Origin of the sequence: Corynebacterium sp. HMSC068H04 (assembly GCF_001811255.1) — a bacterium.
GTDB classification, from domain to species: domain Bacteria; phylum Actinomycetota; class Actinomycetes; order Mycobacteriales; family Mycobacteriaceae; genus Corynebacterium; species Corynebacterium hesseae.
Window position 1 is genome coordinate 28,347 of the sequence record NZ_KV803975.1, and the last position, 20,817, is coordinate 49,163.

A 20,817-nucleotide genomic window follows, 5' to 3' on the forward strand; every position below is an offset into this window, starting at 1 on the left:
TCTATCCCCAATCATGCCCTTCCATTAGAAAAGCAGGATAATTACTTTCTCTTCTGGTTGGCTGCTGCCTTCTTCTCCTCGGGCTTCGGCAGAAGAAGCTCATACACGTCCGTATCACGCCACTGGCCGGCGAGCTCACCGTAGGTCATCTTTGCCATGTGGGAGTACGTGCCCACCTTGACGAAGCCGCGGGACTTGTGGAGGCCGGCGGAACCTTCGTTCTCCGGGAAGATCCACGAGTGGATAGCCCACTTATGCAGGTCGCGGCAGACCTCGATGAGCTGATCCAGCAAAGCGCCACCGATGCCCCTTCCCTGGGCTTCTTTGCTCAGGTAGATGGAATCCTCGACGACGCCGTGGAACACAGTGCGGGTAGACGCCTGCGCGGCGCACACCCAGCCGAGAACCTTTGAATCATCCTCCGCCTCAACAGCGACGAACACTGACGCCATGATTTTGACGTTTTTGAACTCTTCAAAGGTCAACGAGCGGGTCTCGTAGGTAGCGTGGCCAGTGTTGAGGCCCTGCTCATAGATTTCTCGCATCTGTGGATAGTCCGCCGCGTTGAAGGGGCGGATGCGGAAATCCTTCTTCTTGTCTTTCGCGTTGTCGCTCATGGAACAATTATTACTGAGCACACGGCGTCAATGCCAAGCTGAGGGCAGAGAGATCGCCGCGCGCGAACGCGTTAGCTTTCGCCTTCCAGCAGATCGGTGACCAGCTCTGCAATGGCAGAGCGCTCAGAGCGTTGCAGCGTGACGTGTGCAAAGAGCTCACGCCCTTTAAGTTTTTCAATGACTGCCTGCACGCCGTCGTGGCGGCCAACGCGCAGGTTATCGCGCTGAGCAACATCATGCGTCAGTACAACTCGGGAGCCACGCCCCAAGCGCGACAAAACAGTCAACAGCACATTGCGCTCAAGCGATTGGGCCTCATCAACGATGACGAAAGAATCATGCAGGCTGCGGCCGCGAATATGGGTCAACGGGAGAACCTCCAGCAATCCGCGGTCCTGGACTTCGTCCATGACGTTTTCGGATACCAGACCTTCCAGAGTGTCATAGACGGCCTGCGCCCATGGATTCATCTTCTCGCTTTCAGAGCCCGGCAGATATCCCAGGGACTGCCCGCCCACCGCATACATGGGGCGAAACACCACGATACGACGGTGTTCGCCGCGCTCCAGCACTGCCTCCAAGCCAGCACACAACGCCAGCGCAGACTTACCAGTGCCCGCCCTGCCTCCGATGGACATGATTCCAACAGAGGGATCCAAGAGAAGGTCCAGGGCAACGCGCTGCTCAGCAGAGCGGCCTTGCAGGCCAAAGACATTCGCATCGCCACGCACCAAGCGAACGGTGCCCTCAGCCGTCATCCGGCCCAGAGCGGACTGCCCGCCCGCCTGCAGCGTAATGCCACAGTGCACCGGCAGGTCCTCGACGCGGGTGCCGGCGGTGGTCACGGATCCGTCGATAAGCACCTCGCCCTCCCCGTAGAGCTCGTCGATGACCTCAGCGCTGGTGGGCACCGTGGCCATGCCGGTGTAACCGGTGAGCACGACGTCCTGCGCATGGTATTCATCCGCCTGCAGGCCTACGGCACCAGCCTTGACGCGCAATGGGACGTCCTTAGTCACCAGGACGGTATCCTTGCCCTCGTGCTGGAGATTCAGCGCGCAGGCCAGAATCCGGTGATCTCCCTCCGGCCCGCGAAAGGCCGCTGGCAACAAGGATTGATCCTGGTGGTTGAGTTCCACGCGCAAAGTCCCGCCCGCTGCATTTACGGGCAGGGGCTGGTCCAACGCCTCATAGGTAGCGCGAAGGTCCTCCAAAAAGCGAAGAGCTTGGCGGGCGAACCAGCCAAGCTCCGGGTGATGACGTTTTCCTTCCAACTCAGAAATAACGACGATGGGCAGTACCACATCGTGTTCAGCGAACTTACGCAACGCCCAGGGATCTGAGAGAAGGACGGACGTATCGATGACATAGGTCTTGGTTGCCACAGCGGCCTCGTGCGGCTGTTCGGTGAGGACGGAAGGATTGGTCATAGCGGCAGGGTTCTCCCTTGTTATGCCCGCCCCAACTCATCGACCTGGGACGGCATGGTGAAGCTGGTGGTTTTCGAACTATCCGGAGACTGTTCTTAGCGTCCGGACACCGTCCACGCTAGAGAGCAAAGGTTGAAATTACATGGGTGCAAGATGAACAGTATTAAAACGACAATCACCAGCGTCACACCATCCCCATCAGGCTCTACGAGCCTGTCGTCTCTCCCCCACTCCCCCAACACTGCAGCTACATTCTTCGGCCCTGCACTTTCACGCGTTGACCGTGAAAAACGAAGAAGCTCCGCACCGTGTTATCAGTGCGGAGCTTTGTCGCTTTAGCTCACAAGGCAGCGAGCCGTTTCATGAGCGCTTAGTTGATGGTGGCCTCGTACTCACCGGACTCACCCTGCATCCAGGAGATGGTGCCATTGGTGAACTCCTGTACCCAGCCGTTGCCCTCGGCCTGCTCCGGGCCAGTTGGCAGGCCAACCTTGCTCTCCAGACCGCCTTCCTCGGTCCAGGTCTCTGCGATCTTGCCGATGATCGGCTGGGCGCCGTCACCCTCACCGAATGCCAGCAGCTTGTCCTTGGCAAAGGTAGCAACGCTTCCCTTGTCGGTGTTTTCAATGGATTCCGGATCGCCCCACTCAGCAGCCTTCTCCTTGATGGCCTGAGCGAAATCAGAAGGAACCTCTACGTCACCATTGGCGGTGGACACGCTCTCCTTGTCGCCCTCAGCGCCGGAGCCATCCTTCGACTCGGCAGAGTCCGACTCAAAAGAATCGGCACCTTCGCTGCCTTCGGCTCCCTCAGAGCCCTCGGCCTCGGAAGAATCGGCGGACTCGGAGTCCTTCATGGAATCCTTTGCGTCCTTAGCGGCAGAACCGGCAGCATCGGTAGCGTCGGACGCAGCGGACTGAGCAGCGTCGCCAGCATCCTTAGCGGCATCCTCAGCATCGGAACAAGCAACGACACCCAGGGACAGGGTGGCGGCGGCGATACCTGCGGCGAAACGACGAGTCATCTTCTTCATATTCTTAAGCCTTTCTGTCTAGTTGAGCACTGTTCTAAGTACTTTTGTTGAGAACGATGCCCACCGTAGGCATGGCCAGCACTTCCTGCCACCACAGAACCTATGATTTGACAACAAAGACGTTGCTTTATCTCCGTTTTCGCTGTTGAGAACCCCTATATCTTTTTGATAACGGTTTGGAAACCGAGCCCCTTTGAGGCTTTCCTTGGGACTTTCTGCGCGCTTGCCTAGCTTTTGCTTTGTCGCGTGCGCTGCGTTTCGGGGCGGCATTACGGGATGAATTCCGCGTCCTTCCCTTTGCGACCCCGACGAAGTCTTGGATCTCATCGCTGTCATCAGCCCGGCGCCACACCAGTGCAATCACTGTGCGAGCCACAGTGGGGTCCTCCAAGCCCAGTGCCACGACCTGCTTCTTACTCAGCACCTTCAGCAAAGGCCGCGGCGCGATGGCTACGCCCACGTTGGCTGCCACGACCTGCAAAGCGGTGCGCAGCGCCGGCACATCGACGCTGCCGTCCTGCGCAATCCGGTAATTCACTATTTCTTCGGCAACATCCTCCGGCGTGACGTCCTCCCCAACCTCCGCGTAGACAGAATCCTTCGGAACGGCGATGCCGGGTGCTTCCTCATAGAGCTGGACGACGTGGAAGCTGTCATCAACCCGCGAATCCGGCAAGCGGGTCAGCGCTAGATCTGCCTCATGAGCAAGAAGAACATCCATCGCGTCATCGGCGTCGTCGGTTACCAGGGACTCTGGAGAGTGAGAATCACGGTAGCGACGAAACCATTTGCCTGGTTCTGTGCCAGTGGAAAAGACAAGGCGGAGCATGCACCTCATACTACGGTGCTGCTAGCGTTGTGAGCGTGACTGATACCCCGAATAGTGAAACCCCAGCCAACGAAACCCAGCAGCCTTCCGGCACCGCCATGCGCGCACAAACCGCAGCGAAGAAGTTGGGCATCTACCTGCCGGCCGCCCCGGAGGAGTTTCAAGCCAACGCGGTAACCCATGCGCAGCTGCGCGACTTACAGGAGAACCCACCGGAGTGGCTCGCTACCCTACGCCGCGAGGGCCCCCACCCGCGCCCGGTCGTGGCACAAAAGCTGGGAATCTCCGTGACCGCGCTGAAGAAGAACGAGATGGACCGCCCTCTCACCACCGCGGAAATTAAAGAGCTCCTCAGCGCGATGCCCGAGTGGCTCGAAGCCGCCCGGAAAGCCCACGCTGAAGAGCGCAAGGAAGCTTAGACCAGCTTCCAGTCCTCAAGGCCGTCGTAGAGCGGGAAGTCCGCGGCGACCTTCTCAACGCGGGCGCGCAGCTTGGCGACGTCCGCGTTCTTACCGTTTGCCAGTGCAGTACCGATAACGTCGGCAACCTCGGTGAAGGCCGCCGTGTCGAGGCCGCGGGTAGCCAGGGCCGGGGTACCAATGCGCAGGCCGGAGGTGACCATCGGCGGGCGCGGATCGTTCGGCACCGCATTGCGGTTCACGGTGATGCCGACCTCGTGGAGGAGGTCCTCCGCCTGCTGGCCATCGAGCTCGGAGTTGCGCAGGTCCGCTAGGACAAGATGCACGTCGGTGCCGCCAGTGAGGACGTCGACGCCCGCCCTGGTGCAATCCTCGGCGGTCAGGCGCTCAGCCAGAATGCGAGCACCTTCCAGGGTTCGCTCCTGGCGCTCCTTGAACTCCTCGGTGGCCGCGATCTTCAGCGCGATAGCCTTCGCCGCGATGACGTGCATGAGCGGTCCGCCCTGCTGCCCCGGGAAGACGTTGGAGTTGATCTTCTTGGCAAAATCCTGCTTGGCCAGGATGAGACCAGAACGTGGGCCGCCCAGCGTCTTGTGCACGGTGGAAGACACGACATCGGAGTGCGGCACCGGGGAGGGGTGCAGCCCAGCGGCCACAAGGCCCGCGAAGTGCGCCATATCCGTCCACAGGTACGCACCGACCTCATCCGCGATGGAGCGGAAAGCCTCGAAATCAATGGTGCGCGGGTAAGCGGACCAACCAGCGATGATCACCTGGGGCTTTTCTGCCAGCGCCTGCTCGCGCACCTTATCCATGTCAAGGCGCATGGTCTCCGGGTCAACCTCGTACGCGGCAACGTCGTAAAGCTTGCCGGAGAAGTTCAGCTTCATACCGTGGGTCAGGTGCCCACCATGAGCCAAGGACAGGCCCATGATCTTGTCACCCGGCTGGATCAGCGACGCCAGCACAGCAGCATTAGCCTGGGCGCCGGAGTGGGGCTGGACGTTGGCAAAATCAGCGCCGAAGAGCGCCTTGGCACGATCACGAGCCAGATCTTCTACGATGTCAACGTGCTCGCAGCCGCCGTAGTAGCGGCGCCCCGGGTAGCCCTCGGCATACTTGTTGGTCAAAACAGAGCCCTGCGCCTGCAGAACCGCGCGGGGGACGAAGTTTTCCGACGCGATCATCTCGAGGGTATCGCGCTGACGAGCAATCTCACCGTTAATAGCAGCAAAGACCTCGGGGTCGAGATCGCGCATCTCCTGGTAGCGCACGTCTGAATTGTTCGTAGTGGTCATGAAAGCGTGATGTCCCTTCGTAGAGGTGGTCAATAAAGCCCGCGGCGCCCGCCCGCGGCACGACGCCACCGGCTCTGCAATCGCCGAAGCTAGTTCTACATCCTAACGCCCGCATCCCCCGCGTGGGGGCCTCCGAGAATCTTTTCATTCGGGGCGATTGCCACAGGCGCTCTGCTGAGTGGAACAATAGTCGGCATGGCGCGAATGACCGATGCGAGCCCGTACCTCGATTTTGACCGCGATACGTGGCGTGCCCTGCGTAAATCCATGCCACAGGTGCTAACTGCAACCGAGGTGGAAAAACTTCGTGGCATCGGTGACCGCATCGACCTCACTGAGGTGGCTGAGGTCTATCTGCCGTTATCCCGTCTTATTCACATGCAGGTTGAGGCCCGCCAAAAACTCACCACCGCTACCGAGGCATTCTTAGGAAACCCACCCACGCACGTTCCTTTCGTCATCGGCGTTGCCGGCTCCGTCGCGGTGGGCAAGTCAACGACCGCGCGCTTGCTCCAAGTTCTTCTACAGCGCTGGGATTCCCACCCGAAGGTTGATCTGGTCACCACCGACGGGTTCCTCTACCCCACCGCGTACCTTAAAGAGCACGGGCTTATGCAGCGCAAGGGCTACCCGGAATCTTATAACCGTCGCGCGCTCATGCGTTTTGTTACCGACGTTAAGTCCGGCAAGCCGCTGGTAACCGCACCGCTGTACTCGCATGTGTCCTATGACATCGTTCCTGGTGAGTTTCAGGAGGTTCGCCAGCCGGACATCCTGATTTTGGAAGGCCTCAACGTCTTACAAACCGGGCCGACCCTCATGGTTTCGGACCTGTTCGACTTCTCTGTTTACGTGGACGCCCGGGTCGACGACATCGAAAAGTGGTACATCGATCGCTTCCTCAAGCTCCGCCACACTGCCTTCCGCGAACCAGGGGCGCACTTCGCGTCCTTCGCGGACATGACGGACGAGGAGGCCTACGTGCAGGCCCGTGAAATCTGGCAGTCCATCAACCTGCCCAACCTCATCGAGAACATTTTGCCCACCCGGGTACGCGCCTCCCTGGTGCTGTGCAAGGGTTCGCACCACCTGGTTGACCGGGTGAGGATGCGTAAGCTCTAGCCCGATCGCCAGGGCTAGCGGCCGAAGCGGCGCGAGCGCTGTGAATAGTCACGCAAGGCGCGCAGGAAATCCACCCGGCGGAATGCGGGCCAATAGGTGTCCGTGAACCAGATCTCCGAGTAAGCGGCCTGCCACAGCAGAAAGCCGGACAGCCTCTGCTCGCCGGAGGTACGAATGACGAGATCGGGGTCAGGCAAACCCTTGGTATAAAGGTTGCCTGTAATGGCCTCCGCCGTCACGTTGTCCGCAATTTCCTCGGCGCTCATCCCCTTGCGGGCTTCGCTGCGAATGAAACTCTGCACGGCGTCCACAATTTCCTGGCGCCCACCATAACCGACCGCGATGTTTACGATGACGCCCTGGTGATCCTCCGTGGCCTCAGCCGCGCTCTGCATCTTGGCCGTGACCTGTTCAGGGAGCAGATCTAGGTGCCCAACGAGCCGGATCTGGCAATCCAAGTCCCCTTGGGAGAGGTGCGTGACGACATCCGAGATGATGTCGAAGAGCAGCTGCACCTCCTGCTCGCTGCGCTTCAGGTTCTCCGTCGAGAGCAGGTAGATAGTGACAACTTCGATGTCGGTGCCCTGGCACCAGGAGATCATCTCGCTGATCTTCCGCGCGCCCTGCCGATGGCCGTGGCTGATATCCGTAAATCCAGCCTCGCGCGCCCAGCGGCGGTTGCCATCAGCCATGATTGCCACGTGGCGTGGTTGCGGCTTGTTCTTGATTTCACGTGTCAGACGCGCTTCGTACAGGGGGTACAGGAGCTGGCTTAGGAACTTCACGGTGGGAATCGTCCTCTACCTTAAAAGATGGACTTCTTGCTGTTATCGAGGATGCCGGCTTCCTTCATTGCCGAATCGATCGCCTCATCATTGAACGGATCGATGCCGTGATCCTGCGCAAACATGGTTCGACGACGGAAGCGCGAATAGCGGCGATGAAAATTCCAGCCTGCAAAAAGGACAGCAACACCCATCAGGGCGAGGATGAGCAGACCAATAGGCGAAGCCTTACCAAACTCCGGTCCAACCGGCCCGCTTTGGCTTCCTTGGGCGAGCAGGGCGACGTCGTGCGCTGCGAGGTAGAAAGCGTTCATGCTTTAAGACTCCCCTACTTCTGGAATTCCCGCAAATAAATCATCTTCCGGCAGTGCAGTAGAAACGCGAGTTTTGGCCAACTCGAATTCCTCCGTGGGCCAGTGCTCCTGCTGTACGGACACGGGCGTGGCTAGGAAGGCACCGGCTGGATCAATTTGGGTTGCGTGCGCACGGAGCGCATCCTCACGATTCTGGAAGTAATCCGCGCATTCGACCTGTGTGGTTACCCGCGCCATGATGTCTCCAAACGTCGTATCCCAGCGCGCCAGCATCGGCTCATATGGACTGATCTTGCCTTCCTCCAGAAGAAGATCATGGAAGATCTTCATCCTTTGGTATACGAAGCCATGCGTGTAGTACAGCTTCTGCGGCTCCCACGGCTCACCCAATTCTGGGTGGTATGCCTCGTCACCCGCGTTTTCCCACGCCAGCATGGACGCGCGGTACACCATGAGGTGATCCGGGTGTGGATAGCCGCCGTTCTCGTCGTAGGTAATAATGACGTGGGGCCGGAACTCACGGATGATTTCAACCAGCTCTTGGGCTACGTCATCATCTTCCTTAAGCGCAAAGCAGCCCTCAGGTAGTAAGTCCTTGATATTGGGCGCGAGCGGGTTACCAGGAAGGCCCGAATCAATGTGCCCAAGCCAGCGATGTTGCACGCCCAAGGCGGCGGCTGCTTTCGCCATTTCCTCACGGCGAATGCTGCCCATATTCTCAAGGACACCGGGGCGATCCATGGCCGGGTTGATAATATCTCCCCTCTCGCCACCGGTGCAGGTCACGACGAGGACTTCCGCCCCCTCCGCGGCATATTTTGCGGTCGTCGCAGCACCCTTCGAGGACTCATCGTCAGGGTGCGCGTGGATAGCCAAAAGGCGCTTCGTGCTCACTGGGTGATACATCTCCCTACATCGTCCCTACATCGCCTCATTAATACAGAGGCATTAAACAGAGGCCTAGTCTAGTGGATAGTTTCTTCGCGGCGACTGTTGGATAGAATCAGACTCATGTCTGACGCCCAACCTGCTTCTCAACCCGCACGCTCGCAGTCCCGCTACGGTTCTTCCTCTCAGTCCACTCGCACAAAAGGCTCATGGACCAACCGGGCGCTGGTGCTGGTATTCCTGGCTATGCTGATTGCGGCCATTGTCTACGGCGTTCAGTATTTCCGCAGCCAGCAAAAGGTCAACGCAGATATCTCCTACGTCACCCACGAGATCCTGTCTGATGACACAGCGCGCGTGTGGGTAGACATCACCCGCAACCGCGTGGAAGAACCCGCATACTGCATTGTCCAGGCCTTCGACTACTCCAAGGCTGAGGTGGGGCGCCGCGAGGTCGCCGTGCCTGCTGGCGGTGAGTCCGCTCAACGCGTCGCGGTGGATATCCCCACCAACCACAGAGCCGTCGCCGGTGGCGCCTACGGTTGCTCCGGAAGCATCCCGTCCTATTTGGACACCAGCACGATGGATACAGCGGGTGAGGCTACCGGCGAGTAAAAGCCCAGCTGTGCTAGTATGTTGAGCGTTCTGAATGGGCCGCGCCACCTGCGCTTTCTGGCCCATCCAATGAGAAATAGACCCGTTCATTAGGAACCGTAAACGGAAGGTTGCACTATGGCTGAGCAGCAGAAGCAGTACATTACCCCGGAAACCAAGGCCAAGCTCGAGGCCGAGCTGCAGGCCCTCATCGACCACCGCCCGGTCGTCGCCGCGGAGATTAATGAGCGCCGCGAGGAAGGTGACCTCAAGGAGAACGCGGGTTACGACGCAGCCCGTGAGATGCAGGACCAGGAAGAGGCCCGCATCAAGCAGATCTCCGAGGTTCTGGCGAACTCCACCACCGAGCGCACCGCCGTCCAGGAGGGTGTTGCCCACATCGGTTCCGTTGTGCACGTGTACTACAACGGCGACGAGGAGGACCGCGAGACCTTCCTCATCGGTACCCGCGCCGCTGCTTCCGATAACAAGGACTTGGAGACCTACTCCGAGCAGTCCCCGCTGGGCGCTGCACTCCTGGGTGCTGCTGAGGGCGAGACCCGCGAGTACACGGCGCCGAATGGCAAGACCCTGTCGGTCACCGTGGTCTCTGCGGCACCTTATGATTCCGCAAAGGCTGCCACTCCGCGCAAGTCCTAATTTATACTGCTCTTAGGTCATCGTTTTTCCGAGAAAGAGTTTTAACCCATGAAGAAGTTCACTCGTTTCGCTGCCGCTGGTTTGGTTTTCTCCGCTGGCCTCACCCTCGCTGCCTGCCACCCTCCGAACCAACAGGATTCCTCTGAGAAGGTTGACACCGGCGCTTCCTTTGCCGGTGAGGCTCCCGGCGCAGGTGCAGCCGCCCCCTCCGAGGCTGCGGCTGAGTCCGAAGCAGCCACTGAGTCCGAAGCCGTTGCTGCAACCGAGGTTGCTCCGGCTGAATACACCACTGCTCCGGTTCAGCAGTAGGTTCAACGGCAACTGGCAAAGAAGCGGCGTCCCGATAGTTGGGGCGCCGCTTTTAGCTTTCTGGGGTCCGTCGTCTTTTTCTACTTTGCCTCCCGGACCCAATCCCCGATAACCCCTGGCAGTACTGCGGGTGCTTCGCCGAGTAGATCACGGCGGTTGGGGTCGCGTTCTACTTGAGTCGTGACGGACTTGACCCGCCTTTCGCCTTCGCCGCCGCGTGCCATGCCACCCATCATGGGCATCATGCGCATCCCCGCACCGCGGGCACTGCCGACGCCCTGCCTCGCACTACCCGCTCCGCCCGGGGCTCCCAGGACACCACCAGCGCCACCAGCGTTGCCGACGCCCCCGGAACCTCCCGTACTGATGGCACCACCTCCGACGAGGCCGCCTCCGCTTAGCGACGTCCGCCCTTCCCTCTGTTGTCCAGTTCCCGTTACGGCCCCAGGAAGGCCTCCTAATACCGGATGCGTTCCGGTCTGCGGCCCACCGAATGAAGCGCCCGCGCCTCCGAACCCCGCTGCGTTTGTCGTTGGATTCGCCGACATTTCCGGCAAGCGACCGCTGTGGCCTGCCACGCCTCCGGGAAGCTTGTTCCCACGGCCATCAGCAAGACCGATGGCTCCCAATCCCTGGCCTACAGCGCCGCTGCCTAGACCTCCGAGCCCGTTTACACCAGCTGGCATGTTTGCCGCGCCGCTGGTAGTTGCCAACGATCCTGGCGCTCCTCCCCGAACGGGATCAAGGGCGCTCAAGCCTGCGCTGGCGGCTGAGGTATTCACCTCGCCTGCATTGATCGGCGCTAATGCGTCCCCGAAACCAAGCTCGCTGAGGATGCTGCGCCCACGATTGTGTAGCTCGTTATGAAAGCGCGCGATATCGTCAGCTCCCATCCCCACGCTTTCCAGCCCTTGGATGTGGCCATCCGCAACGCCAAAGGAGCCTGGGCCCATGGTGCCGTTTTCTATCGCTTCGGCTATTTCCTTGGGCCATGTGACTCCATCGGTGTTGTAGCGATTTCCGTCGCCCATGACTGCCCCGAAATGCGTACTGGTGTCTCCGCCGCCGCTGGGCGGCGCTGCGTCCATAAGCGCATGCTGATACGGCATAGCGGAAATCACTTGCTGCTGAAGGACGCCCTGCATATAGACCAAGGCTGCTTGTTCAGCGGCTTGACGCGTAGCAGGCTCTGGGATTGCCGCCACCTCAAAGGCCAAGGCGATGGCTTCCGGCTGAACATTCATCAGCTGCGCTTGGAAGCCGAACAGCTTCTGCTGTATGACGCTCGCATTGGCAATGAAGTGTGTACCCGCCTGCGCAACTTCACGGATCTTCTGCGCTGCGCGTGTGGTGGCTTCACTGTCGTTCTCGGCTTCCAAAGACGCGGCCGAGTTTTCAAGACCCGCAACGATTTCTGCGACTTCCCCACTCAAAGCGCCCCACCGCGCATTTGCTTCCGACACATCCCAGAAGCGCGTGCTAAACAGATTCGATGCTAAGCCCATGATGGAGGCGCCAGTGTCCACGATCGGGATGGTAAATCCAAACGGGCTGTATCCCGGGTCTGGTTGCGACACGATCGGCATCGATACCGCTTCGCCTCCCCCACCAGCGTCAGCGACATCCAACCCCCGACTCGTAAGCTCATCCTGTGATTCGAAGCTTGCCAGCTCCGTCTTAAGTGCCTCCCCAAGCCAAGAAACCTGCCCCCTAAACCCCTCTAAAGAATTCCGCGCCGACCCCGGATCCGTTGCCAGCACACGCTGGTGTATTGTGCCGACCTCACTTAGGCCGGTGATGGTGGAAAATCCTCCATCGAGTGGACTGTGCGCGCCACTCGAGGCATGTTGAAGTCTCTTCCCAAGTTCAGATACACGCGACACTTCTTGCGATAGTGCATTTTGGTTAATGATCATTTCCCGAGCCCCTCTATTTAAACAAGTTCTAAAAGTAAGTTTCTTGATTGTTCACATTTTTCCTTCATTGAAACCTCGGCAGCTAGTTCCGTCCATGCAACTGAAACGACACCACGAATAGTTTCAACGTAAGACGTGCAACTCGTGCCCCTCACAAATGTGTCTTCTACGGTGTAGATATCTTCGTTTGCTTCTTCCATCAATGGAAATGCCTGAGGATAAAGCTCACGAATGCTATCCATTTCCTCATGCTGCGCTCCCAGGGCTACAGCAGCTTCTCTGCCATCTCCCAAATCCTTTGAGAAATAGCACGTTCGGTACCCACTCTCTCTTTCAGGAGTCGAAGTCATCTGTAACCTCAATTCCGAGAGTTTTTCATTGGGTATTTCTGAACAAGGATCAAACACCTGAAATCCAGGCACTGTCCGGTCAAATTCACCTAGCGGCGGAAGTACCCCACCGCCTGCACGAGACTGCTCAATTTGATCTTGAGACTCTCGCGCCGTCGTGGCGGTGGCATCAGCGACCCCCGAGTCCACTGAGCCACCGCCGGCTTTCATGTCAGGAGAATTGCGAAAGTCCCCCGCGTTACTACCATCGCCACGAACACTGAGGCCGAGCGGTAATGCGCAGTTTGACAGCACCCCGATACAAACCGCCATCATCACAAGACCCCCGATTCGCTTCATGGTGTCCCTTCAACTAACTTTCCTGACCGTTAGAAGCCCCTCCCTTGAGCTTTAAGCTCCGAGCGACTTCTGCGACCAGAATGCACGAGAAAGAACAAGAAGTCGCGCCGGTGCCAAATTAGTCATTTTCTATATGAACATTTATTGTAAATATTCGATCACACTAATAGAACTATCCGTTAATAATAGCTGGTCGTAGCCTGCATGGAGCTTGGGTACCCGCCGTGAACTACATGTGTCTTGGCTGCCGATTATAACCAATTGGGGGTACCCGAATTACAACACTGTCAATTTTTGGGGTGTCGTTTTTCCTCAATTGAGCAGCAATCTTGCCCGCTTTGCCCCACGCCCCTTAGAGCATCGCATCCTTAGGAAACATGAGAAACCCAATTCTGTCGGCATGGTCGCGGAAAGCTCAGGGCTAGGCACGGAAACAGGTGCTTGCCGATACAGTTGCCTTCATTTCCAGCGGACGGCTCACGGAGCCTGTTAACAGCAAGACAAAGACTCACCCACCCACGAAATCGAACATTTCACCCACAAGAACCGAACAGGACCTCAGATTTGCAACCATAGCTACCCCCGCAGTCATCCACGTCACCCGCCTTGAGGTACTGGCCACCTATACCGCAATTGGTACGCAAATAGATATTTGCGAAGGGAAATTATGTTCTAACTGTTGCAATCTGCATTAGTTCGCGCCAGTCGATGCCAAGATCCCGCCCGCACCTAACGGGCGCTACGCCCCTGCTCCAAAAGAGATGCGCCACGCACACAAAGAAACCGGCGGCCAGCAACCACAAAGCTTGTGGTGCCGGCCGCCGGTTTCGCAGAAGCGGTATGAGACTACTTAATCCCTGAAGTAGCTCAGCAGACGGAGAATCTCCGTGTACAGCCAGACCAAAGTCACGGCCAAACCAAGAGCGATACCCCAGGCATACTGCGCCGGAGCACCCTGGCGAATCAGGCGGTCTGCCTGGTCGAAGTCTGTCATAAAGGACAAGGACGCCAGAACAATGCAGACGAGGGAGAAGATGATGGAAAGCATGCCACCATCACGTAGCGGACTAAAGCCGAAGAAAATAGCGCCCAGCATGTTACCCAGAGCCAACACGGCCACGCCGGCGATGAGGCCGAACATGATCTTGTTGAACTTCGGGGTGACTTTGACGGCACCGGTCTTGTAGACCATCAGCATGCCGATAAAGACACCTACGGTACCCATGATTGCCTGGCCGATAAGTGCCATGCCATCGGAATTACCGAAGGATACGCCGGCAAACATGAGGGAGAATCCGCCCACAAAGAGGCCTTCAAACACGGCATAGATCAACGTGACGGCTGCAGAACCAAACTTCTTGCCAAACGTTGAGACAAGAACAGTAATGAAACCGCCGAGCGCACCGACCAGGGTAAGAATCATCGCGATGCCTGGGTTAATCAACTCACCAACAGCAAAGTTGAGCACGGCCATGACAATGATGACGCCAAGAGTAATGCCAGTCTTGGTCACGACATCATCAACAGTCAGCGGCCGATCGGCGCTGCGATTCTCCTGAACAAATGGATTATCGCTCTGACCGTAGGGATTTCCACCCTGGGTCTGACTTTGGCTGGACGAGAGGGAACTCATGACGGGGTTGCTAGAACGCACGCGAATCCCGATTCCTTTCACAGTCTTTCTCTAAAAAGCGGCCCCTAGGGCCGCCTTATTTGTCGTTTCATCAAGATCAACGCTCCCCACTGCTAGGAAGTTCCCAAAAATCTCAAAATTCGCAAAATTGTCCACGTGTAACAGGAATGCGTCGACAAGCACTGCGCTTGCCGGCGCCCCTGTTGCCGCAAACTATGAAGAGGAGCGCTGGGAAGCGTTCCCCACCTTCGCCCCGTTAAATTCAGCGTTTCCGCTGGTCATGGTGCCCCCAGTGGGACTCGAACCCACACTGAATCGATTTTAAGTCGACTGCCTCTGCCGATTGGGCTATGGGGGCCAAACCGTGCCCACTCATCTTAAGGCACGGGTTGGCATGGACTGAAAATAGGGTCGGCTTCTGCGCAACTCTTTTGGTTTGAGTTCGCTAACTGGCAGCGAGGCCGCTGATAATACCGTCGAGGATGTCCTTCTCGCTGATGAAGAAGGAACGGGCTTCACTGTTGCGCTCAATCATCGTCATGATGCCCTCGATGGCCACGCATCCACCACCGATGACATCTGCGCGTCCAGGGTGGATGACGGGGTTGAGAGCGCGCACATCCGAAGGCAATCCAATCATCTGTCGGGTGAGCACCCGCAGCGCATCGAAGCGAAGCTCGGAACCGTGGATGGAGTCGGCATCGTAACGCTCCATACCCTGGGCGAGCGCCGAAAGAGTCGTAAACGTACCGGCACAGCCAACGAAGGTGAGGGCTTTGTCGATAGGAACGATCTTCTCCACTTCGGCCATGCGCTCAGCAACATAATCGCTAGCAATCTCAATCTCGGCCTCCGTGGGAGGATCGGTGCGCATGATGCGCTCGGTAAGCCGCACGCACCCCATCTGAGCAGAGTGCGAGCCGAGAATCTCGCCGTCGATTGTCCCCACGACGAACTCTGTCGAACCACCGCCCAAATCGATGACGCAATACGGGCCCTCCTCAGAGTGCAGGTCCCCCACCGCACCGGTAAAGGACAGCAGCGCCTCTTCCTCACCGGAAATAACCTCCGCGCGAGCCCCCGGCTGGATTTCACCGAGTAGCTCCTCGGTCATGTTGAAGAACTCGCGGTGGTTCTTTGCATCACGAGTGGCCGAGGTGGCGACCATGCGCACGCGCTCGACCTTTTCAAACTTCATTTGTTTGACGTAGCCTTCGAGCGCTACGCGAGTCCGCGTAAGAGCTTCAGGATCAAACTCACCGGTAGCATCGACGCCCTGGCCAAGGCGAACGATCTCCATCGTGCGGGTGATGTCCCGGATCTTGCCATCCTCCTGGATCTCGCTGATGAGCAGGCGAATGGAGTTGGTTCCGCAGTCGACAGCAGCGACGCGAGTCATAGGGCTAGCCTTTCTTTTAACCGGCGTTAGAAAAATCGAACTGGGTCATGTCGATGCCCAAGTCCCCCACGGTGGGCCAATCCTCAGGGATGGCGCTTCCCCGGAGTTTACCGTGCTCCGCAGCCATCGCGACGGCCTCGGTACCAAAGCGCACGCGGCCCGGCCCCTCAGCTAAGGCATAAGCGATGAGAACGTGGAGGCACTTCACGCGCTCTGGCATGCCGCCACCTGAAAACTCAGTGCCCAGGTCTTCCATGGCGTTACGGGTTTCCAGGTAGTGTTCGTGCGCTGCCTGGTAATCCTGCTGCAGGTCCTCTTCTTGGGCAAGGCGCTGCTCCATCCACTTCATGACATGGGCGACCTCAAGGCGCGATGCTTCGGCAGTCAGGCGCGGGTCGGTGAGGTAGTAAAGGGTGGGGAACGGGGTGCCGTCGGGAAGCTTGGGCGCGGTTTTAATCACCGCTGGGGCTCCGTCCGGGGTGCGGTAAGCAATGTCCACGACGCCGCGCGGGGCGCGACCCAACTGTTCGCGGACGACTTCAAGGTCAGCATCGGTCACGGTCATAGGAACCATTGTGACATGGAGATATGGATGAGTCCTATTCAGCAGGTGTTTCCGGTAGGTTTTCCGCATCTTCCGATACTGAATCCCACAGCACCGTGTACCACTCGCGGTCGTCGGCATCCTCACGCCGCTCTGAGGTCACCGTGTCACCAGAGTCCATGCGCGGATCCATGATGCGAAAGGCCATCTCGCCTTCATCCATGACACCGAAGCGGCGGCGCGCCTCTTCCTTGACGTATTCCTCGGATCGGTACTTGTCAATCTCCGTGAGGAGGTCATCCTTCTGTGCCTGCTTGGCGACGATTGAGCTTTCCAGCCGCGCAATCTCCGATTGGCCGTGGTAGTAATTTCGCAGCGGAACGGCAATGGATAGCAGTACCACGAGAACAACAGCGATGATCACGCCGATCCCGAGGATGTCTAGCCCCTTGGCCTGCACCGGTGCTTTCTTCCGTTTAGCTCGCTGCTCATCGCGGGCACGCGTGCGAACCGGAACGGTGTTCCGGCGTTTCGTTCGGGGAGAAGTTGTGCGTGCCATCGGAAAGCCATTGTATCCCGGACCGGCCCAGGTGCTGTGCGGCGCGCGACGTGTCCCAGAAATAACATGCGCCTCAGAAGTTTTGGGCTGGGCCTGTTCGGGGCCGGACAACAGGAAAGGTGCCACGATCAAAACGACTAAAAGGTGCCACAGTTTCTGTGGCACCTTTTCGTTCACCAGTCATTCAGCGAGTGGTCTGCGCAGACCACTGCTGGAAACCGGAGTTAATTCCTAGCCCTGGAAGCGCGGGAATGCGGAGCGGCCGGCATAAACTGCGGCGTCACCCAGTTCCTGCTCAATGCGCAGCAGCTGGTTGTACTTGGCAACGCGCTCAGAACGGGCCGGGGCACCGGTCTTGATCTGGCCGCAGTTCAGAGCAACGGCGAGATCAGCAATGGTGGTGTCCTCGGTCTCACCGGAGCGGTGGGACATCATGGTGCGGTAGCCATTGCGGTGAGCCAGCTCAACGGCGTCGAAGGTCTCGGTCAGGGTACCGATCTGGTTAACCTTCACCAGCAGAGCGTTGGCGGCCTTCTTCTCAATGCCCTCCTTCAGGCGAGCCGGGTTGGTGACGAAGAAGTCATCGCCGACAATCTGCACCTTGTCACCGATAGCTGCGGTGAGCTTGGTGTAGCCCTCCCAGTCATCTTCCTGCAGCGGGTCCTCGATGGACACGATCGGGTAGTTGGCGATGAGATCCTCGTAGACCTTGGCCATCTCCTCAGCGGTGTGCTCGCCGCCCTCGAAGTGGTACTTGCCGTCCTTGAAGAACTCGGAGGATGCAACGTCGAGAGCCAGGGCGACATCCTTGCCCGGCTTAAAGCCGGCCTTCTCGATGGCCTCAACGATGAGGTCCAGAGCTGCCTTGGTGGACTCAGCCTCCGGAGCGAATCCGCCCTCGTCACCCAGGCCGGTGGACAGGCCCTTGGACTTAATAACGGCCTTCAGGGCGTGGTAGACCTCTGCGCCCATGCGCAGAGCCTCGCTGAAGGACTCGGCACCGATCGGGGCGATCATGAACTCCTGAACGTCAACGCCGGAGTCAGCGTGGGCACCACCGTTGACGATGTTCATCATCGGAACGGGCAGGACATGAGCGTTCGGGCCGCCAATGTAGCGGTAGAGCGGAAGGCCAGCAGACTCCGCAGCGGCCTTGGCGGCTGCGATGGACACGCCCAGGATGGCGTTGGCGCCGAGGCGGGACTTGTTATCCGTGCCGTCCAGCTTGATCAGGGCCTGGTCGATGAGACGCTGGTCATCGGCCTCGAAGCCGGCAAGTTCATCAGCGATCTCTTCGTTGACGTTCTCAACAGCCTTCAGAACGCCCTTGCCCAAGTAGCGGTCACCACCGTCACGCAACTCGTGAGCCTCGTGAACACCGGTGGAAGCGCCAGACGGAACGCCGGCGACACCGCGTGCACCATCGTCGAGGAATACTTCAGCCTCAACGGTGGGGTTGCCGCGGGAATCAAGAATTTCGCGTGCCATTACGTGGATGATGTCAGCCATGCTGCTTTCACTCCTATAGAGCCAAATTGATCTTGGGTTCGTGTTCTGGGAGGGGCTCCCAAACCACCTGGGGACAATTGTTCCAGAAAACTTCGGAACGTGTCGGGCGGAAACGGACAACGTGACATAGATCTAGAAAGAGGCTAGGACACGGCAGGCTGTTCAATGGCGTAGGAATTTGCGGCTGCTGCGACTTTACGCAGGTAGTCCTCAGATTGGTTGTAATTGAGGACCGCTGAACGCCATCCCTCTGGCGTGGAAAGATCCCTATTTCCGTGACACAGCAGTGCGGCAGCACCCAACGCGGCATCGTCGATTTGATTGGGATCAGCAACACCATCGCCGTTGGCATCTCGGCCTAGATGCTCCCACGAAGAAGCGATGAATTGCATGGGGCCAACCGCCCGATCAAACTCGACATCGCCGTCAATCACGCCGCCATCGCTATCAGGAACCAAAGTGGTGTTGTTAGTTCCGTCGAGAGGAATGCCCACGATGGGCGGGTCGGGATAACCATCCTCATCGAGGGAGGAACGGTCGAAGAGGCTTCCGTTATAGGTCCCGTGACGAGTTTCTACCCAGCCGATACCGGCGAGGGTATTCCAGCGCAGATTACAGTTCGGCCAGGATTGCCGCGCAATCAACTCGGCGTTGCCGTAGGCCCGCAATGCCTGGGCGGGGATACTGGTGGCGTCGGCAAGCTGGTCAGACCACCACGTCAGCTTGTCCGCAGTTCGCCCCGGCCCATCGACATCAATACTGGGCACCTCTGCCCCGCCCACGGGTGGAAGATCCTCTGGGACGGGGGAAAGCTGCCGGAACGGGGATGGCTTATCCAGGAAGGAAAGACTCCAGGCCACCAAGGAAATGATCAGAATGATGGCCAAGACAATGCCGAGGCCACAGCCCCCAATCCTCCTAAGCCCCTGCGTCATAAAGGTGAATACTACAGCCCGTTGCAGGAAGGGGGTCGAGCGACACAGAGAGCGCCACGAGGCGACCGTATAGACAAGACCTACGACAATCGCGGAACAAAAGTTATGTCCAAATGTTCCCATGCGTAACATTCTGCGCTACACTGCAGCGTTGAACAGAGAGCCGAGGCCCTGCTGGTGCTCCACGTTCTATCACTGTCCGTTCTAGAAACGTGCCTTTCTCTTAGTCAAGGAGTTCCATGTCCATCCGTCGTATCCTCGCTACTGCTTCCGCCGTTGTCGCTCTGGGTGCCATCGCACCCGCTACCGCCTCCGCCGCTTCCCTTACTGAGCTGGGCGGCTTCCTCTCCCAGGGCATCCAGTCCGCTGATTGCAACACCCTGCGTAGCGCCCTGACGCTGATCGATCAGAGCACCGAGGGTGAGCTGCTTACTCCGAACACCACCCGCAACCAGCTCTCCAAGAACCTCACCGCACTGGGCAACTCCGAGGAACTCGGCCCGCTGGCCTTGGCCGCCGTAAAGTACTCCGGCCAGACCGCCGACCGCGCCCTCGAGTGCAAGATCGTCAAGGAAGACACTCTCGCTACCGGCGGCACCGGCCTTTCCTCCACGATCGCTGACTACGCTCCCCTGCTGTCCTCGATGATCCAGAAGGGCTAGTTCTTTTCGCGGGCCTTACCCTCGGCCCACAGGCGCTCCTGCTCCTCTACCCCCACGACGTCCTCCGTGCCGTCGAAAAGGTAGGGCGCGCGGGAGCGCATTTTGTTGACGAAAGACATCGCAACATCGTCGAGAGTAAAAGCCCCACGGCGTGCCGCGATCTCGGCGTGAAAGAGGACCTGTAAGAAGACATCGCCCAATTCCTTAAGCAACTCGGAATCAGTGGCACGCTCCCGCACCGCCTGGGCGAATTCCGCCGACTCTTCTTCTAGATACGGCAGCAAAGTTTCGTGGGTTTGATCGCGCTCCCACTCCCCGATGCGCCGCGCACGCGACATCACCTCACGTGCCTTCCACATCGGTTCCTCAAGGGAGGGGGCGAGGATGAGGTCCGCATCAGCGTCGATAAGCGCGCGCACCTGCGGGTGTGATGGATCTGTGCTCACCACAACACCATGGCCTTCCGGATCCTCACCGCACAACAGGGAATCAAAGTCCCAGCGCACCTTCACCGGAACTTCATCAGTGAAAACAACAGGGCCCTGCAGTTTCCCAACGGCCTCCATAGGGATTAACGTGGGCCAGCGCGGATCTAACAACAGGACAGTCATAGGCAACGAGTATAGGTCCCCAGTTCTTTGAACTTTCGCTGCAGTTGCACAAACGTCCGCCT

At 58.7% G+C, this 20,817-nt stretch carries 23 protein-coding genes and 1 tRNA gene; 6 read left to right on the plus strand and 18 right to left on the minus strand.

Annotated elements, in window-relative coordinates; all coding sequences use genetic code 11:
* Window positions 1-41: 41 nt before the first annotated feature.
* The 4 genes from HMPREF2792_RS02290 to HMPREF2792_RS02305 form a co-directional block, all read right to left on the minus strand.
* Window positions 42-617, minus strand: coding sequence for a GNAT family N-acetyltransferase (locus HMPREF2792_RS02290; protein WP_070523963.1), 576 nt, complete (start codon window positions 615-617; stop codon window positions 42-44).
* A 71-nt stretch (window positions 618-688) separates the two neighbouring features.
* Window positions 689-2,047, minus strand: a complete 1,359-nt coding sequence (locus HMPREF2792_RS02295; protein ID WP_070530537.1) for a PhoH family protein — start codon at window positions 2,045-2,047, stop codon at window positions 689-691.
* Between the two features lie 370 nt (window positions 2,048-2,417).
* Complete coding sequence (locus HMPREF2792_RS02300; protein ID WP_070530539.1) at window positions 2,418-3,080, minus strand: LGFP repeat-containing protein; 663 nt, start codon at window positions 3,078-3,080, stop codon at window positions 2,418-2,420.
* 127 nt (window positions 3,081-3,207) lie between these two features.
* Window positions 3,208-3,909, minus strand: coding sequence for a LysR family transcriptional regulator substrate-binding protein (locus tag HMPREF2792_RS02305; RefSeq protein WP_070530541.1), 702 nt, complete (start codon window positions 3,907-3,909; stop codon window positions 3,208-3,210).
* A gap of 98 nt (window positions 3,910-4,007) precedes the next feature.
* Between HMPREF2792_RS02305 and HMPREF2792_RS02310 the strand changes: the two genes are divergently transcribed.
* The gene (locus HMPREF2792_RS02310) at window positions 4,008-4,328 is read left to right on the plus strand and encodes a DUF5997 family protein (protein WP_083299207.1); all 321 of its coding nucleotides are present in this window, start codon (window positions 4,008-4,010) and stop codon (window positions 4,326-4,328) included.
* Here HMPREF2792_RS02310 and glyA read toward each other — a convergent pair.
* Window positions 4,325-5,626 carry a serine hydroxymethyltransferase gene (gene glyA / locus HMPREF2792_RS02315; RefSeq protein ID WP_070530543.1) on the minus strand — a complete coding sequence of 434 codons (1,302 nt, stop codon included), beginning with the start codon at window positions 5,624-5,626 and terminating at the stop codon, window positions 4,325-4,327. The two genes, HMPREF2792_RS02310 and glyA, sit on opposite strands and share 4 nt — an antisense overlap.
* Before the next feature lie 195 nt (window positions 5,627-5,821).
* On the opposite strand from glyA, the gene coaA reads away from it, so the two are divergent.
* Window positions 5,822-6,748, plus strand: a complete 927-nt coding sequence (coaA, locus tag HMPREF2792_RS02320; RefSeq protein ID WP_070530544.1) for a type I pantothenate kinase — start codon at window positions 5,822-5,824, stop codon at window positions 6,746-6,748.
* A 14-nt stretch (window positions 6,749-6,762) separates the two neighbouring features.
* Here coaA and HMPREF2792_RS02325 read toward each other — a convergent pair whose 3' ends face one another.
* The 3 genes from HMPREF2792_RS02325 to mca are packed head-to-tail and all read right to left on the minus strand — an operon-like array spanning window position 6,763 to window position 8,741.
* A complete protein-coding gene (locus HMPREF2792_RS02325) occupies window positions 6,763-7,533 on the minus strand; it encodes an isoprenyl transferase (RefSeq protein ID WP_070530546.1) in 771 nt (256 codons plus the stop codon).
* Between the two features lie 20 nt (window positions 7,534-7,553).
* Window positions 7,554-7,847, minus strand: a complete 294-nt coding sequence (locus HMPREF2792_RS02330) for a hypothetical protein (RefSeq protein WP_070523946.1) — start codon at window positions 7,845-7,847, stop codon at window positions 7,554-7,556.
* 3 nt (window positions 7,848-7,850) lie between these two features.
* Entirely contained in the window at window positions 7,851-8,741 is an 891-nt protein-coding gene (gene mca, locus HMPREF2792_RS02335; protein ID WP_070530616.1) for a mycothiol conjugate amidase Mca, read from the minus strand.
* 117 nt (window positions 8,742-8,858) lie between these two features.
* Here mca and HMPREF2792_RS02340 point away from each other — a divergent pair, with 117 nt between their 5' ends.
* The 3 genes from HMPREF2792_RS02340 (at window position 8,859) to HMPREF2792_RS02350 (ending at window position 10,298) form a co-directional block, all read left to right on the plus strand.
* Window positions 8,859-9,350, plus strand: a complete 492-nt coding sequence (locus HMPREF2792_RS02340; protein ID WP_070530548.1) for a DUF4307 domain-containing protein — start codon at window positions 8,859-8,861, stop codon at window positions 9,348-9,350.
* Between the two features lie 117 nt (window positions 9,351-9,467).
* Entirely contained in the window at window positions 9,468-9,989 is a 522-nt protein-coding gene (gene greA, locus HMPREF2792_RS02345) for a transcription elongation factor GreA (RefSeq protein WP_010187368.1), read from the plus strand.
* Between the two features lie 48 nt (window positions 9,990-10,037).
* A complete protein-coding gene (locus tag HMPREF2792_RS02350; RefSeq protein ID WP_070523942.1) occupies window positions 10,038-10,298 on the plus strand; it encodes a hypothetical protein in 261 nt (86 codons plus the stop codon).
* A gap of 80 nt (window positions 10,299-10,378) precedes the next feature.
* Here HMPREF2792_RS02350 and HMPREF2792_RS02355 read toward each other — a convergent pair whose 3' ends face one another.
* The 9 genes from HMPREF2792_RS02355 to HMPREF2792_RS02390 all read right to left on the minus strand — a co-directional run bounded on the left by HMPREF2792_RS02355 (window position 10,379) and on the right by HMPREF2792_RS02390 (window position 19,482).
* Window positions 10,379-11,884: a hypothetical protein gene (locus tag HMPREF2792_RS02355; protein ID WP_070530618.1), complete on the minus strand. Its 1,506-nt coding sequence runs from the start codon at window positions 11,882-11,884 to the stop codon at window positions 10,379-10,381.
* Window positions 11,885-12,231: 347 nt separating this feature from the next.
* On the minus strand, window positions 12,232-12,903 hold the full coding sequence (locus tag HMPREF2792_RS12955) for a hypothetical protein (RefSeq protein WP_158011576.1): 672 nt from the start codon (window positions 12,901-12,903) through the stop codon (window positions 12,232-12,234).
* Window positions 12,904-13,753: 850 nt separating this feature from the next.
* Entirely contained in the window at window positions 13,754-14,557 is an 804-nt protein-coding gene (locus HMPREF2792_RS02360) for a Bax inhibitor-1/YccA family protein (protein WP_070530550.1), read from the minus strand.
* A 260-nt stretch (window positions 14,558-14,817) separates the two neighbouring features.
* A tRNA-Leu gene (locus tag HMPREF2792_RS02365) sits at window positions 14,818-14,894 on the minus strand.
* A gap of 87 nt (window positions 14,895-14,981) precedes the next feature.
* The gene (locus tag HMPREF2792_RS02370) at window positions 14,982-15,935 is read right to left on the minus strand and encodes a Ppx/GppA phosphatase family protein (RefSeq protein ID WP_070530553.1); all 954 of its coding nucleotides are present in this window, start codon (window positions 15,933-15,935) and stop codon (window positions 14,982-14,984) included.
* Between the two features lie 16 nt (window positions 15,936-15,951).
* Entirely contained in the window at window positions 15,952-16,500 is a 549-nt protein-coding gene (locus HMPREF2792_RS02375) for a DUF501 domain-containing protein (RefSeq protein WP_070520905.1), read from the minus strand.
* Between the two features lie 34 nt (window positions 16,501-16,534).
* On the minus strand, window positions 16,535-17,038 hold the full coding sequence (locus HMPREF2792_RS02380) for a septum formation initiator family protein (RefSeq protein WP_070530555.1): 504 nt from the start codon (window positions 17,036-17,038) through the stop codon (window positions 16,535-16,537).
* A 231-nt stretch (window positions 17,039-17,269) separates the two neighbouring features.
* Window positions 17,270-18,547 carry a phosphopyruvate hydratase gene (gene eno / locus HMPREF2792_RS02385; RefSeq protein WP_070530557.1) on the minus strand — a complete coding sequence of 426 codons (1,278 nt, stop codon included), beginning with the start codon at window positions 18,545-18,547 and terminating at the stop codon, window positions 17,270-17,272.
* A gap of 143 nt (window positions 18,548-18,690) precedes the next feature.
* A complete protein-coding gene (locus HMPREF2792_RS02390) occupies window positions 18,691-19,482 on the minus strand; it encodes a lysozyme family protein (RefSeq protein WP_070530558.1) in 792 nt (263 codons plus the stop codon).
* 239 nt (window positions 19,483-19,721) lie between these two features.
* Here HMPREF2792_RS02390 and HMPREF2792_RS02395 point away from each other — a divergent pair, with 239 nt between their 5' ends.
* Window positions 19,722-20,144 (plus strand): hypothetical protein, encoded by a 423-nt coding sequence (locus HMPREF2792_RS02395; protein ID WP_070530559.1) that lies wholly within the window; start codon window positions 19,722-19,724, stop codon window positions 20,142-20,144.
* On the opposite strand, the gene HMPREF2792_RS02400 is transcribed toward HMPREF2792_RS02395, so the two are convergent.
* Window positions 20,141-20,755 carry a MazG nucleotide pyrophosphohydrolase domain-containing protein gene (locus tag HMPREF2792_RS02400; RefSeq protein WP_070530561.1) on the minus strand — a complete coding sequence of 205 codons (615 nt, stop codon included), beginning with the start codon at window positions 20,753-20,755 and terminating at the stop codon, window positions 20,141-20,143. The genes HMPREF2792_RS02395 and HMPREF2792_RS02400 overlap by 4 nt on opposite strands.
* Window positions 20,756-20,817: the final 62 nt, after the last annotated feature.